We start from the raw sequence: 14,458 nt of genomic DNA, 5'->3' as shown, positions 1-14,458 counted from the left end.
GGGAAGCCCGCGAAGTCTCCTACAAAAAGCTCTGCGGGTCGACATCGATGGCGACCCGGACGTTGCCGCGCACCTTCGGGCCGCGGGCGATCCAGGCGCGCAGGTAGCCTTGCAGGTCGACGTTGCGCTCGGTCTTCACCAGGAGCCGGAAGCGGTATCGCCCGCGCACCAGGGCCAGCGGCGCCTCGGCGGGCCCCAGGACCATCACGCCCTCGGGCGGCTCGGCGGCGCGGGCCAGCGCCTGCCCGTGCGCCTCCGCCACCTCGCGCTCGCTGGCCGAGACGATCAGCGCCGCGAGCCGCCCGAACGGCGGCAGGCCGGCCGCCTCGCGGGCCTCGATCTCCTCGGCGTAGAAGCGCTCGGCGTCGCCCGACAGCAGGGCCGCGATCACCGGATGGTCCGGCTGATAGGTCTGGACGAGGGCCCGGCCGGGCTTCTCGCCGCGACCGGCGCGGCCGGTCACCTGCTGGAGCAACTGGAAGGTCCGCTCCGCCGCCCGCGGGTCGCCCGAGGTCAGGCCGATATCGGCATCGAGCACGCCGACCAGGGTCAGGAACGGGAAATTGTGGCCCTTCGCCACGAGCTGCGTGCCGATGACGACATCGCATTCCCCGGCCGCCACCGCGTCGAGTTCCTGCCGCAGGCGCTCGGCGCCGCCGGGAAAGTCGCTCGACAGCACGACGACGCGCCGGTCCGGAAACAGCGCAGCGGCTTCCTCGGCGATCCGCTCGACGCCCGGCCCGCAGGCGGTGAGGTTGTCGAAGGTGCCGCACTCGGTGCAGGCCTCCGGCCGGCGCTCGGCGTAACCGCACTGGTGGCAGACGAGCGCCCGGCGGAACCGGTGCTCCACCAGCCAGGTCGAGCAGTTCTTGCACTGGTAGCGGTGCCCGCAGGCCCGGCACAGGGTCAGCGGCGCGTAGCCCCGCCGGTTGAGGAACAGCAGCGCCTGCTCGCCACGCTCCAGGGTGTGCTTCACGGCGCTGACCAGCGGCGGGCTCAGGAAGCGGCCGCGCTCGGGCTGGTCGAGGCGCATGTCGACGGCGGCGATGTCGGGCAGCCGCCGTCCACCGAAGCGCTCGGGCAGCCGCACGTGCCGGTAGCGCCCCCGGGCGGCATTGACCCGGGTCTCGATCGCCGGCGTCGCCGAGGTCAGCACCACGGGGCAGCCCTCCAGCCGCCCGCGCACCACCGCCATGTCGCGGGCGTGATAGTGGACGCCGTCCTCCTGCTTGTAGGCGGTCTCGTGCTCCTCATCGACCACGATCAGGCCGAGACGGGCGAAGGGCAGGAACAGGGCCGAGCGCGCACCCACCACCACGAGCGCCTCGCCCTCGGCCACCGCGGCCCGCAGGCGCTCGCGCCGCTTGCCGCCGATCCCGGAATGCCACGCCGCCGGCCGCACCCCGAACCGGGCCGCGAACCGGTCGAGGAACTGCGCCGTCAGGGCGATCTCCGGCATCAGGATCAGCGCCTGCCGGCCCGCCCGGATGCAGGCGGCCACCGCCTCGAAATAGACCTCGGTCTTGCCGGAGCCGGTGACGCCCTCCAGCAGGACCGGCCGGAGGTCGGTTTCCGCGAGCTCGGGGCGATCTGCGGGCGGGGACGGCTTCCAGGGGAACGGTTCGATCAGCGCCGCCACGGCCTCGGCCTGAGCAGGAGAGAGCGGCGTCCGCGGGAAGTCGGGGTCAGGTGGCGGCGCGACCGGCTCGGGCTCGACCGCAACGGTCTCCAGGACGCCGTCATCGATGAGGCCGTCGACCACAGAGAGCGAGACGCCCGCCTCCTTGGCCAGCGCGCTCTTCCCGCGCAGGGCGCCATCCATGGCGACGGCCAGCACCTTGGTCCGGGCCGGCGTGGGCCGGGACGGGGGCTTGTCGGTGATCCGCACCGCGACCCGGACGGTCTCGGCGGCGGCCGCCTCATCGGGCAGGCGCAGCACCATGGCGAGCGCCGAGCCCTTCGGCGCCAGCGTGTAGCGGGCGATCCAGTCGACGAGGCTGCGCAACGGCTCCGAGAGCGGCGGGTAGGGCAGGCGGCCGGTCACCGGACGCAGGTTCGAGCCGCCGGCGGTCTCGGCCAGCCCCCAGACGACCCCGACGATCTCGCGCGGACCCAGCGGTACCTGCACGACGTCGCCTGCCGCAAGCTCCAGCCCGGCCGGGACCACGTAGCTGTAGGGCGTATCGAGGGCCAGCGGGATCAGGATCTCGGCGACGATGGGCATGCAGGGCTTTTCGGGCGGCTCCGTTCCGGGTCCGTACCACAGGCTCGGAAAAAGAACCCCCCGCCTCAGCGACGCCGCAACCCGGGGACCAGCGGCAGGGCGGCGAGGCTCAGGGCGGCCATCGCCCAGAAGGCCCGGGCGCCGAAGGATCCGTAGAGCGCCCCGGAGGCCAGGGTCGCCAGCACGCCCGACAGGCCGAGGCCGAAGGTGCCGTAGAGCGCGAGCGCGGTCGCGCGCAGGTGGGACGGCGTCGATTCCTCGATCAGGCCGAGGCAGGCGAGGTGCAGCAGGGCGAAGCTCAAGCCGTGCAGCGCCTCCGCGGCGGCCAGCCACGGCACGGCGACGGTCGAGCCCAGCACCGCCCAGCGCAGCGCGCCGGCGCAGGCCGCCACCGCGACGCCGGCCGGGAGCCCGATCCGCGCCAGCAGGAGCGGCCCGACCAGCAGGAAGACCAGCACCTCGGCCGCCACCGACACCGACCAGAGCAGGCCGGCCGTGCCGGCCCCGATCCCGGACGCGCGCCACAGGATCATGGCGAAGCCGTCATGCAGGGCGTGGGCGCCGATTACCAGGGCGGCCGCCAGCACGGTGCGGCGGAAGCGCGGGCGACGGACCAGGTCGGCGAAACCGCGCAGCAGCGGCCGGGTCTCGACCGGCGCGGCCGACACCGCCGGCAAGGCCAGCGCCGCCGCGGCGGCGGCCAGGAACAGGATTCCGCTCGCCGCCAGGGCGGCGGCGAGATCCACGATCCCGATCAGCCAGCCCGCGGCGCCGGTCCCGACGATGAAGGCGGCCGAGCCGGCGGCGCGGACCCAGCCGTACTGGAACGCGGTCCCGCCCCGCGCGGCGGCGAGCGCGAGCGCGTCGGCCAGCGGCGCCGGGGCGGCCGTCCCCGCCGCGTAGAGGAGGGCCGGGCCGATCAGCTGGGCGAACCCGGTGCCCGGGAGATGGGCCAGGGTGGCCAGGCCCGCCAGCGCGAGGCTCGCCGCCAGGATCGGACGGCCCGCGCCGCGCCGGTCCGCGACCGACCCGGCCAGCGGGCCGATCACGAGGCGCAGGGCGCCCGCGGCGGCGAGCAGGACGCCGATCGCGCCGGGATCCAGGCCGCGCGCCGCCAGGAACGCCGGAAGGATCGGCGACAGGCCGCCATAGGCTCCGTAGAGCGCCGCGTACAGGAGCAGGAATCGGGCAAGCCCGCCGCGCCGTCTCGCCCTGTTCACCCCCGCCCGCATGCGCGGAGCGTAGCATTGCGGGGCGGGTGGGCGTCAGTGTCTCGAAGCCGGTCTGCGTCCTGAGGGCCGTTCCCGATCACGTGGGGACGGCCAACGGCAGGAAGCCGGTTACTGCGCCCGGTCGCATCATCCCCTCCGCGGCCTCATCCTGAGGTGCGGCGAAGCCGCCTCGAAGGAGGGTTCCAGCCAGCCGCGCGATCCCTGGAAGCCTCCTTCGAGGCCTCCGCTGCGCTCCGGCACCTCAGGATGAGGGCGGGAATGGGACAGACGCTCCTTATCGCAGCCCGCCAACGCCCCGCTCGCGAAGCGAGGCGCAACCCGGACAGTCGAAGCCCTAGTAGATCGGCCCGGTGCTCTGCGGCGCGCCGAGCTGAAGCGGCTCGTCGGACACCTCTTCGGGTTCCTCGGGGGCGACGGTCGCGACCCGCGGCGCCGGCCGGGCCGGGGGCGCCGAGGTGTAGGCCGAGGCCGCCGGCAGGCGCGCCGGTGCGCGGGCGACCTGGGTCGGGCTGGCGGCCCGCGACATCGGCGAGACGCCGTACGGATCGTCCTCCTCGACATCCACGGGCGCCTGCGGGGCGGCCGGCTGGCGCGGGGGCGGGACCGGGCGGGAGAAGGGCCGCTCGACGCCGGTGCCGAGCTGCGGCGTGAACTTGATCAGCGGCTGGCAGATCCGCTTCAGCCCGCGCGGGTCGTGCCGGGCGAGGTCCACGTGAATGTGATCGTAGTGGAAGACGTTCGAGCCGGGCGCCAGCACCGTGGTGAAGCGCTGGCAGGCGCCGAGGAAGATCTCGCGCAGGAAGCCCTGCTCGGCTTCCGTGCCGCGCCAGCCGCCCTTGACGGTGATCACGTGACCGTCGGCGAGCTTGATCGACATCACGTCGATGGCATTGCCGAAGCCGTGCTCGGAGAGCTTGGCGCCGGGCTGGTTGTTGCGGCCGCGGCAGGAATAGGAGCCGGCGTTGATCTCGGCCACGGGCACGCCGAAATAGAGGTTGGCGGCCGGCTGGATCGTATCGGCGAGCCACGCCTCGGCCTCGGCCAGCGCCGGGCAGCCGAGCGTCATCCGCTGCTTCAGCACCACGGAACCGCCGGCGAGCCGCGTCACCCGGAAGGGCTGCTGCATCCCGCAGGGTCCCGGACCGTCCATCGCCGCAATGGGCGTGATGAACTCCGACGGCTCGACGAGCTTCTTGGCCAGGCAGACCTGCTCCGCCTGATCGCGCCACGGGTCGCGTCGCTCGAAACGGTTGATCGAGCACGCGGTGAGGCCCGCGCCGAACAGCGCCAGGGCCGAGAACAAGGATACGCCACGCCACATGACACGGACGATGCGCACTTTCGCGTAAAGCGTTCGTCAACGGCGTTTTTGGAATGACGCGGCCTGTGGCGGCTCGGTTGACAGCGCGCCGGACCGCGGACTGAATGCATTATGCTTTCGCTCCTCGACCTTCGCGCCCGCATCGCAGCCGGCACCCTGACGCCCGCGGGCGCGATCGACCTGTGTCGCGCCGCGATCGCCGCGCGGGAGCCGGACCTGCGCGCCCTTGTCACCCTCGATCCGGCGCCCGCGATCCCGGAGGCCGGCCCCCTCGCCGGCATCGCGGTCGGCGTGAAGGACATCATCGACAGCGCCGGCCTGCCGAGCCAGATGGGCTCGTCGATCTACGCGGGCTGGACGCCCCGGGGCGACTCCGCCGTGGTCAGCCGGCTGAAGCGGCTCGGCGCCGTCGCGCTCGCCAAGACGACCACCACGGCCTTCGCCAGCAGCGACCCGACCGAGACGGTCAACCCGCACGATCCCGGCCACACCCCGGGCGGCTCCTCGGCGGGTTCGGCTGCCGCCGTCGGGGCCGGGATGCTGCCCCTGGCCCTGGGCACGCAGACGGCGGGCTCGGTGATCCGGCCGGCGAGCTATTGCGGCTGCGCGGCGGTGAAGCCGTCGTTCCGGCTGATCCCGACCGTGGGGGTGAAGACCTATTCCTGGGCGCTCGACACGGTCGGCCTGTTCGCCGCCGGGGTCGCGGACGTCGCCCACGCCCTGGCGCTGGTGACCGGCCGGCCGGAGATCGACGGCGCCGAGGCCGGCTCGGCGCCCCGCATCGGTCTCGTGCGCCAGGATTTCGCCGAGGCCCCTGAGCCCGACGCCGAGGCCGCCCTGGCGCAGGCCCGGCAGGCGGCCGAGCGGGCGGGCGCGCGGGTCACGGACCTCGCGCTGCCGGCCGAGCTGGCGCAGGCCTGGGAGCGCCACCGGATCATCCAGAACTACGAGGGCCGGCTGGCGCTCGCCTGGGAGTACGACACCCAGGCCGACGCGCTGCCGCCGCGGGTCCGGGAGCATCTCGATGCGGGCGAGGCGTTCAGCCCCGCCCAATACGACGATGCCCGTCGCCACGCCCATCGCGCCCGGCGGGTGCTCAAGAGCCTGTTCACGGATTACGACGCGATCCTGACCTTCTCGGCCCCCGGCCCGGCGCCCGCGACGCTCGCCTTCACCGGCGATCCCCGCTTCAACCAGCTCTGGACGCTGATGGGCGTGCCGTGCGTGAACGTGCCGGTGCCGGGCCATCGGCTGCCGGTGGGCGTGCAGGTGATCGGCCGATTCGGCGATGACGGCCGGGCCCTGGCGGTCGCCCGGATGATCGAGGACGCCCTGCGCCGCTGACCGGCCGCGCCCGTCATTCCGGGACCGCGAAGCGGAGCCCGGAACGACGGCGCTCAGCTGCTCGGCTGCTCGTGGAGGGTGTCCTCTACGTAGAGCTGCTCCAGCAGGACCTTGATCACCGCCATCAGCGGCAGGGCGAGGGCGATCCCCCACAGGCCGAAGATCACGCCCAGGATCAGCTGCCCGGCGAAGATCGTCGCCGGCGGGATGTCCAGCGCCCGCTTCTGGATGAACGGCGTCAGGCCGTAGCTCTCCAGGCACTGCACCGCGAGGTACACGCCCACGGCGCCGATCACCGCCTTGGTACCCGAGGCGAGGGCGGCGAGCACGATCACGATGCCCGCCACCAGCGGCCCGACCGTGGGCACGAAGGCGAGCAGGCCCGCCTGAAGCCCCAGGATCAGCGCCCCGCCGATCCCCAGGAAGGCCAGACCCGCCCAGGTGCACACGAAGATCACCGCCATGATGATCAGCTGGCCGAACAGCCAGTGCCGCAGGGTCTCGCCGGCCCCATCGAGGACCTGCGTCGCCCGCCAGCGCCCCTGCGGCGGCACGAACCGGACCGCCCCGTCGCGGTAGGCCTTCGGATCGGCCGCGAAGGCGAGCCCGAGGAAGGCGATCACCAGGACGTTGCCCAGCGCGTCGAACAGCCCGAGGATCACCGTGGCCGCCGGGCCCAGGACGCTGCCCGCGTCGGAGACGAACGAGCTGCCGCCCTTGAGCAATCCGTTGGCGAGGCCGCCGAGGCCGCCCTCGCGCTGGCTGGATTCCGTCGAGCCGTCCTTTCCGCCGCCCTGCTGCGACAGGTTCGGAACGTCGATGCCGCGCTCGGCAAGCCAGCCGGTCACCGTGCCGGCCTGATCCTTGATCGTGGTGCCGAGGTCGCGCCCCTGCTGCACGATCGTGGCGCCGCCGTAGCTGGCGAAGCCGATCACCGCGACCGCGACCGCAAGGCTGGCGATGGTCAGCCGCACGCCGCGGGGCAGGGGCAAAACGCGGCCGAGCCCGCGCGTCAGGCCGTCGAGGAAGACCCCGAGGAGCACGCCGGCGAAGATCAGCAGGAGCGTGCCCACCGACATCCAGGCGAGCGCCAGCGCCGCCACGAAGCAGACGACCGCGATGCCCGACACGGCGAGCGGCGCCACGCCGCGCCAGGGCCCGACCGGGCCTTCGAAATCCTGAATCTTTCCGTCTGACATCATCGCTCCTGCGCCGCGGACTCACGAACGCCGCGGACCCGCCGGGGTCAAGTGCGGTCGGCGCGCGGCCTGTGCGCGGCGGCGGCGGGACCGGACGGCCCGTCGCGCGTTGTCCGCCCGCGTGACGGCCGGCCCGATGGGGGCCGGCCCCTCAGGAGAGCCCGACATGAGCAGCCCGTACGGCGAGACCCCGACCCGCTCCCTCGGCCCCGGCCGGACCGTCGATAACGGCGACCAGCTCAGCAGCGTCATCATCCTGGGTATCGCGGTCGCCGGCGCGGCCGTGGCCGTGCTGCTGAACGCCCTGATCGTGTAGGCTGCCTCAGCCCCACCGGCCGGCCGCCGCATCGTCCTGGGTGGTCGCCGCGACCCAACCGCCGGTGGTTCCGTCGGCCAAGTGCTCGCGCTTCCAGAACGGGGCGCGGGTCTTGAGGTAGTCCATCAGGAAGTCCGCCGCCTCGAAGGCGGCGACCCGGTGGCTGGAGGCGGTGACCACGAGCACGATCCCGTCGCCCGGGCGCACGCGCCCGTGCCGGTGAATCACCCGCAGGGCCTGGAGCGGCCAGCGCGCCACGGCCTCCTCGGCGACCCGGAGGATCTCCGCCTCGGCCATGCCGGGATAATGCTCCAGTTCGAGCGCCGCCAGGCGCCCGTCCTCGTCTCGGCACAAGCCCGTGAAGGTCACGACGGCGCCGGCGCGGCCGCCGAGTTCGGCACCGATCCGGGCGATCTCGGCCGCGGTGTCGAAGGGCTCGGCCTGGATGTCGATGCTCGGAACGGTCGCGCTCATGGTGCGATCCATAGGTTTTCGCGGCTTTGCGGGCCAGCCCCGCGCCTGTCACGCCGGCCCGTGCCCCTATATGACACGGTCTGCCGCGCCCTGCCGCGCCGCAGGACGCCGTCCCATGCGGTCGCCGCGTGTCCGGTGCGTTGTGCGCGGTTGTCCGGATCACCGCGCGTGATCCGGCCGGCGGTGGAGAAGGATACCCGTGTGACCCCCGACCTGATCCTGCCCTACGACGGCGTCCAGCCCGATTTCGCCAGCCGACCCGTCTGGTGCGGCCGCGGCAGCACGGTGATCGGCGCGGCCCGGATCGGCGCGCAGGCCTGGATCGGCGACGAGGCGGTGATCCGGGCCGACGGGCAGAGCGTCGTCCTGGGGGACCGCTTCTGGCTCGGCCACCGCTCGACCGTCCACATCGCCACCTTCGCACAGGGGACGCAGGTCGGCGACCGGGTGACGGTCGGGCGCAACAGCGTCGTGCATGCCTGCACGGTCGGCTCCGACGTGGTGATCGAGGACGACGTGGTGATCCTCGACGGCGCGACGATCGGCGACGGGACGGTGATCGAGGCGGGTTCGACCGTCTTCCCGCGGGCGAACCTGGCCGGCGGCCACGCCTATGCCGGCAGCCCCGCGCGGCAGAGCCGGCCGGTGGGGCCGGACGAGGTCGCCGAGCGCGCCGAGCGGCTGCGCGAGCGGATGGGAGACGGTCCCGCGCTCCCGGCCGGAGAGGCGCCCGAGATCGAGGCCAGCGTGTTCGTGGCGCGCACCGCCCATCTGCGCGGGCGCGTCAGCCTGGGGGCTGGCACGAGCGTGCTGTTCTGCTGCGATCTCAACGCCGAGGTCGGCCCGATCGTGGTCGGCGCCGACACCAACATCCAGGACAACACGGTGATCCGCACCCGGGGCGAGGGCGTCGTGATCGGGCGGGACACGACGATCGCCCACAATGTCCGCATGACCGATTGCCGGATCGGCGCGCGCTCCCTGATCGGCATCGGCGCGAGCATCACGTCCGGCACCCTGATCGCCGACGACGTCATGCTGGCGGCCGGCGCCACCACCGATCCCGGCCAGATCCTGGAGGCCGGCTATCTCTGGGGCGGCCGCCCTGCACGGATCCTCGCGCCCCTCGATGCCGAGAAGCGCGCGATGATGATCCGCATCGTCGAGGGCTATTGCCAGCACGGTCGGGAATACCGGGCCGCGCAGGAGGCGCTGGCCTAGCGCCCGGCCGTCCTCGGCTCTCCCGCCGCCCTCAGTGCTGCAGGATCTTCGACAGGAAGGTCTGCGCCCGCTCGGAGCGGGGGCTGCCGAAGAACTCGTCCTTCCGGGCGTCCTCGACGATCTCGCCGCGATCCATGAAGATCACCCGGTCGGCGACCTTGCGGGCGAAGCCCATCTCGTGGGTCACGACCATCATGGTCATGCCCTCCTTGGCGAGTTCCACCATCACGTCGAGCACTTCCCCGACCATCTCGGGGTCGAGCGCCGAGGTCGGCTCGTCGAACAGCATCACCACCGGGTTCATGGCGAGCGCCCGGGCGATCGCCACGCGCTGCTGCTGGCCGCCCGAGAGCTGGCCCGGGAACTTGTTCGCGTGGGCGCTGAGGCCGACCCGGGCGAGCAGGTCGAGGCCGCGCTTCTTCGCGTCCTCGGCGCCGCGGCCAAGAACCTTGCGCTGGGCGATGGTGAGGTTCTCGGTGATCGACAGGTGCGGGAACAGCTCGAAGTGCTGGAACACCATGCCGACCCGGGAGCGGAGCTTCGGCAGGTTGGTCGCCTTGTCGGCGACCTTGGTGCCCGCCACCGTGATCTGGCCTTTCTGGAACGGCTCCAGGGCGTTGACGCACTTGATCAGGGTCGACTTGCCGGAGCCCGACGGGCCGCAGACGACCACGACCTCGCCCTTGGCGACCTTCGTGGTGCAGTTGGTCAGCACCTGGAAGTCGCCGTACCATTTGCTGATGTTGTCGATGGCGATCATCGTCTCGCCGGGCGCCGCGACGGGCGCGCCGGAGATCAGACTGCCGGACTGCAGGCCGGCATCCTTCGGCGCGTGGGCCGCATCGACGACGGGTTCGGCGGCGGTGGGGGCCGGCATCGGGGACGAGGTCATGACACGGTCTCCAGTGTCGGTCAGCGGATGATGGCCACGCGGCGCTGCAGGCGGCGCACCAGGAACGAGGCCGAGAAGCAGATCGCAAAATAGACCACGGCCGCGAAGATATACATCTCGACGAGGCGGCCGTCGCGCTGGGCCACCTTCGAGGCGGCGCCCATGAAGTCTGTGAGCGACAGGACGTAGACCAGGGACGTGTCCTGGAACAGCACGATGGTCTGGGTCAGCAGCAGCGGCAGCATGTTGCGGAAGGCCTGGGGCAGGACGACGTTGCCCATGGTCTGCCAGTAGTTCATCCCCAGCGCCTGCGCGGCGGCGGTCTGCCCCTTCGGGATCGACTGGATGCCCGCCCGCATGATCTCCGAGAAGTAGGCGGCCTCGAAGGCCATGAAGGTGATCAGCGCCGACGGGAAGGCGCCCACCTGGATCGGCGTCGTCGATCCGGTCACGTAGGCGCCGATATACGGCACCAGGAAGTAGAACCAGAAGATCACCAGCACGAGGGGCAGCGAGCGGCACAGCTCGACATAGCCCTTGGCGAGATGGCTGACGCCGGGAATGCCCGAGAGCCGCGCCATCGCCAGAAGCGTGCCGATGATCACGCCGCCCACGGCCGCCATGGCGGTGAGCGTCACGGTGAAGACCATGCCCTGACCGAACAGGTAGGGCAGGGACGAGACGATGACGGAGAAATCGAAATTCGAGAGCATCGGGGCCTGTTACCGGTGGCCGTCGGGCGGGGTGGCGGGGCGGAAGCGGGTGGCCGTCAGCGCTGGCCGGGGATCGTCACCGCCTTCTCCAGGAAGGTCGCCGCCGTGACGACCACGAGGTTGATGATCACGTAGAGGATCGTCGCCGCCGTGAACGCCTCGAACACCTGGAAGGAGAATTCCTGCATCGAGCGCGCGCGGGCGGTCAGCTCGAGGAGGCCGATGGTCAGCGCCACCGACGTGTTCTTCAGGTTGTTGAGGAATTCCGAGGTCATCGGCGGCAGGATGATCCGGTAGGCGTTGGGCAGCAGGACGTAGCGGTAGGTCTGGTAGGTCGTGAAGCCCATGGCGGTGCCGGCCATGCGCTGGCCCCGCGGCAGCGACTGGATGCCGGCGCGGACCTGCTCGGCGACGCGCGAGGCGGTGAAGAAGCCGAGGCAGACCACCGCCGTGTAGAACGGCGCGTCGGGCAATTGCTTGATCGCGTCGCCGATCCGGGTCGGGACCACTTCGGGCAGCACGAAGTACCAGAGGAACATCTGCACCAGCAGCGGCACGTTGCGGAACACTTCCACGTAGGCGGTGCCGATGGCGTTCGCGGGCTTCGACGGCAGGGTCCGCAGCACGCCGATCAGGGACCCCAGGAAGAAGGCGATCACCCAGGAGCAGAGCGCGGTCGTGATCGTCCACATGAGCCCCGAGAGCAGCATGTCGAGATACGTGCCGTTGCCCTCCGGCGAGGCGTCGAAGAAGATCCGCCAGTTCCAGTTGTAGTTCATCGCGCCGCTTCTACTGTGAACTTATAGAGACGCACCGCAGGCCGGAGCCCGCGGTGCGCATCATGGCATGAAACCGTACCGAACGGATCTCAGTAGGCCGCCGGATCGGGGCTGGAGATCGGCGTCGTGAACTGCTTCTTCATCTCCGCGCTCATCGGCAGGTTGAGGTTGATGTTGCGCGGCGGGATCGGCTGGGTGAACCACTTGTCGTAGAGGGCCTTGCCCTCGGCGCTCGTGTAGAGCTTGGCGGTGGCGTCGTCCGCGACCTTCTTGAACTCCGTGTCGTCCTTGCGCAGCATGATGCCGTAGGGTTCGGGCTTCGACAGGGCCTCGGTGGAGATCTCGTAGGCCGACGGGTCCTTCGACGAGGCGGCGAGCGAGGCGAGCAGCACGTCATCCATCACGAAGGCGGCGGCGCGGCCGGTCTCGACCATCAGGAACGCCTCGGCGTGGTCCTTGGCCGGCAGGATCGTCAGGCCGAGCTTCCGCTCCGTGTTGGCCTCGTTGATCTGCTTGATGTTCGTGGTGCCCGAGGTCGACACGACGGTCTTGCCCTTCAGGTCCTCGATCGTGTGCAGGTTGGCCGACTTCTTCGAGACGTAGCGGGTCGCGGTCAGGAAGTGCGAGTTGGTGAACCACACCTGCTTCTCGCGCTCGGCATTGTTGGTGGTCGAGCCGCACTCGAGGTCGATGGTGCCGTTCGCCATCAGCGGGATGCGGGTGGCGGAGGTGACCGGGTTCAGCTTCACCTCGAGATTCGGGAGGTTGAGCTTGGCCTTCACGGCGTCGGCGATCTTGAAGCAGATGTCCATCGCGTAGCCGACCGGCTTCTGGTCGCCGCCGAGATACGAGAACGGCACGGACGCGTCACGGTAGCCGATGACGATGGCGTTGGAATCCTTCACCTTCTTGAGGGTGCCGGTCAGCTCCTGCGCCTGCAGGCCCATCGGGGCCAGGGCGAAGGTCAGGCCCAGCGCCGCGGCAACGCCGCGGCGAGTGAAATCAGACTGCATCGGTACGGAACTCCTGGATCAGGCCGAACGGTGTCGGCTGGCGGCGGCGCACGCGGGCCCGCCCGCTCGGGCGACGCCTTTGCAATGATGGTGCCGGGAGACGGGTCGAGGGGCCGCGCGGCGCTGCGGCCGAGTACGGAGAGGGCGCGGCCAAGCTCGTGCGCACGTCCGCAGACGCGATCCCCGCCGTCCTCATGGCCTCCTCCCAGGCGTCGAGCCGGCCCATCGCCCGCGCCGCCGGCATCATGCACACTTCTTAGGCGTACGCACGCGGTGTAGAGGACCGATCCGCCAACTTGGCTGACGAATCCACGGCATAGAAAACGACAGTGCCGCCCCGCACAGTCCTGCGAGGCGAAAACGGCTTGAGACTTACAGAACGACAGCGTGCCGAGACTCACCGATCCCGGAACTTCACTTATTCGGTTGGCGCGTGATCGGACCAAACGACCACCCCGTCATCCCGGGGCCGCGCAGCGGAACCCGGGATCCATGGCCGCCGGCGCGCCAAGCCCTGGCGATGACGGCGGGTCTGGACTCCGGATCCGCCTGCGGCGTCCCGGAATGACGGTGGTCGCGGCCCGTGCGGCTTACTTCGTCAGCTCGTTGCCGCTGTAGTCGATCTTGCCGTCGGCGCCCTTCTTCCACTCGTACATGACGTAGTCGGGCCGGGTGATGTCGCCCTTCTTGTCGTAGGCGATCGGGCCGACCACCGTGTCTACCGCCTTGCCCTGGTGCAGCCACTCGGCGAGCTTCTTGCCGTCGCTGGAGCCGGTCTCGGCCATGGCCTTGGCCAGGACCTGAACGGCCGCGTACGAGTAGAGGGTGTAGCCCTCGGGGTCGATGTTCTTGGCCTTGAAGGCGGCCAGCGCGCCCTTGGCGTTCGGGTTCTTGCGGGCGTCCGGCGGGAAGGTGGTCAGCGTGCCCTCGGCGGCCGGACCCGCGATCGCCACGAGCTCGCGGTCGACCATGCCGTCGCCGCCCATCATCGGCGCCTTGAGGCCCTGGTCGCGCATCTGGCGCAGGATCAGCCCGGCCTCGGTGTAGTAGCCGCCGAAATAGACGACATCGACGTTGGCCGACTTCAGCTTGGACACGAGCGCGGAATAATCCTTCTCGCCCGGGTTGATGCCCTCGTACATCGCCTCCTTGCCGCCCTTGGCCTTGAGCGCCTTCAGGGTCTCGTCGGCGAGGCCCTTGCCGTAGGGGGTCTTGTCGTGGACGAAGGCGATCTTCTTGCCCTTGAAGTGCTCGGCCAGATAGGTGCCGGCCACCGCGCCCTGCTGGTCGTCACGGCCGCAGGTGCGGAACGTGTTCCACATGCCGCGCTCGGTGAACTTCACGTTCGTGGAGGCGGGGGTGACCTGGATGATGCCGGCATCGAGGTAGACGTCGGAGGCCGGGATCGAGACGCCGGAATTGTAGTCGCCGACGACCATCTTCACGCCTTCGCTGGCGAACTTGTTGGCCACCGAGACGCCCTGCTTCGGGTCGGAGGCGTCGTCGCCGACCGTAACGGTGAGCGTCGTGCCCTTGAGGGTGCCGGCCTTGTTGAGGTCCTCGACCGCCTGGCTGGCCCCGTTCTTGAGCTGCGCGCCAATGGCGGCGCTGTTGCCGGTGATCGGCGCGGCGACGCCGAGCTTGACCTCGGCGGCCTGCGCGGCCGCCACCATCGCGCCGAGGGCGAGCCCGGCCAGCAGAATCGATCTCATCGCGTACTTCCCCTTTAG

13 protein-coding genes are annotated in these 14,458 nt (G+C 71.1%); 3 read left to right on the top strand and 10 right to left on the bottom strand.

The window, feature by feature from the left end:
• Positions 1-19: 19 nt before the first annotated feature.
• The 3 genes from ABIE45_RS24090 to ABIE45_RS24080 form a co-directional block, all read right to left on the bottom strand.
• A complete protein-coding gene (locus tag ABIE45_RS24090; RefSeq protein ID WP_192708844.1) occupies positions 20-2,224 on the bottom strand; it encodes a primosomal protein N' in 2,205 nt (734 codons plus the stop codon).
• Between the two features lie 65 nt (positions 2,225-2,289).
• Positions 2,290-3,444, bottom strand: coding sequence for an MFS transporter (locus ABIE45_RS24085; protein ID WP_373622593.1), 1,155 nt, complete (start codon positions 3,442-3,444; stop codon positions 2,290-2,292).
• 346 nt (positions 3,445-3,790) lie between these two features.
• On the bottom strand, positions 3,791-4,777 hold the full coding sequence (locus ABIE45_RS24080) for an extensin family protein (RefSeq protein ID WP_192708842.1): 987 nt from the start codon (positions 4,775-4,777) through the stop codon (positions 3,791-3,793).
• 111 nt (positions 4,778-4,888) lie between these two features.
• Between ABIE45_RS24080 and ABIE45_RS24075 the strand changes: the two genes are divergently transcribed.
• Positions 4,889-6,121: an amidase gene (locus ABIE45_RS24075; RefSeq protein ID WP_192708841.1), complete on the top strand. Its 1,233-nt coding sequence runs from the start codon at positions 4,889-4,891 to the stop codon at positions 6,119-6,121.
• A 53-nt stretch (positions 6,122-6,174) separates the two neighbouring features.
• On the opposite strand, the gene ABIE45_RS24070 is transcribed toward ABIE45_RS24075, so the two are convergent.
• Positions 6,175-7,320 carry an AI-2E family transporter gene (locus ABIE45_RS24070; protein ID WP_192708840.1) on the bottom strand — a complete coding sequence of 382 codons (1,146 nt, stop codon included), beginning with the start codon at positions 7,318-7,320 and terminating at the stop codon, positions 6,175-6,177.
• Between the two features lie 166 nt (positions 7,321-7,486).
• On the opposite strand from ABIE45_RS24070, the gene ABIE45_RS24065 reads away from it, so the two are divergent.
• Positions 7,487-7,636, top strand: a complete 150-nt coding sequence (locus tag ABIE45_RS24065; RefSeq protein WP_192708839.1) for a hypothetical protein — start codon at positions 7,487-7,489, stop codon at positions 7,634-7,636.
• Positions 7,637-7,642: 6 nt separating this feature from the next.
• Here ABIE45_RS24065 and ABIE45_RS24060 read toward each other — a convergent pair whose 3' ends face one another.
• Complete coding sequence (locus tag ABIE45_RS24060) at positions 7,643-8,110, bottom strand: molybdenum cofactor biosynthesis protein MoaE (protein WP_373622592.1); 468 nt, start codon at positions 8,108-8,110, stop codon at positions 7,643-7,645.
• A gap of 201 nt (positions 8,111-8,311) precedes the next feature.
• Between ABIE45_RS24060 and ABIE45_RS24055 the strand changes: the two genes are divergently transcribed.
• Positions 8,312-9,331 carry a gamma carbonic anhydrase family protein gene (locus ABIE45_RS24055; RefSeq protein WP_192709060.1) on the top strand — a complete coding sequence of 340 codons (1,020 nt, stop codon included), beginning with the start codon at positions 8,312-8,314 and terminating at the stop codon, positions 9,329-9,331.
• 31 nt (positions 9,332-9,362) lie between these two features.
• Here the strand turns inward: ABIE45_RS24055 and ABIE45_RS24050 are convergent, their stop codons facing one another.
• The 5 genes from ABIE45_RS24050 to ABIE45_RS24030 form a co-directional block, all read right to left on the bottom strand.
• Positions 9,363-10,091 (bottom strand): amino acid ABC transporter ATP-binding protein, encoded by a 729-nt coding sequence (locus ABIE45_RS24050; RefSeq protein WP_192709059.1) that lies wholly within the window; start codon positions 10,089-10,091, stop codon positions 9,363-9,365.
• Between the two features lie 152 nt (positions 10,092-10,243).
• A complete protein-coding gene (locus tag ABIE45_RS24045; RefSeq protein ID WP_192708837.1) occupies positions 10,244-10,936 on the bottom strand; it encodes an ABC transporter permease subunit in 693 nt (230 codons plus the stop codon).
• Between the two features lie 56 nt (positions 10,937-10,992).
• Complete coding sequence (locus ABIE45_RS24040) at positions 10,993-11,715, bottom strand: amino acid ABC transporter permease (protein WP_192708836.1); 723 nt, start codon at positions 11,713-11,715, stop codon at positions 10,993-10,995.
• An 89-nt stretch (positions 11,716-11,804) separates the two neighbouring features.
• On the bottom strand, positions 11,805-12,728 hold the full coding sequence (locus ABIE45_RS24035; protein WP_192708835.1) for an amino acid ABC transporter substrate-binding protein: 924 nt from the start codon (positions 12,726-12,728) through the stop codon (positions 11,805-11,807).
• Positions 12,729-13,318: 590 nt separating this feature from the next.
• Positions 13,319-14,440 (bottom strand): branched-chain amino acid ABC transporter substrate-binding protein, encoded by a 1,122-nt coding sequence (locus tag ABIE45_RS24030; protein ID WP_192708834.1) that lies wholly within the window; start codon positions 14,438-14,440, stop codon positions 13,319-13,321.
• Positions 14,441-14,458: the final 18 nt, after the last annotated feature.

Origin of the sequence: Methylobacterium sp. OAE515 (genome assembly GCF_041806315.1) — a bacterium.
GTDB classification, from domain to species: domain Bacteria; phylum Pseudomonadota; class Alphaproteobacteria; order Rhizobiales; family Beijerinckiaceae; genus Methylobacterium; species Methylobacterium tardum.
The sequence above is the reverse complement of the archived record's forward strand: the minus strand, read 5'-3'. Positions and strand labels throughout refer to the sequence as shown.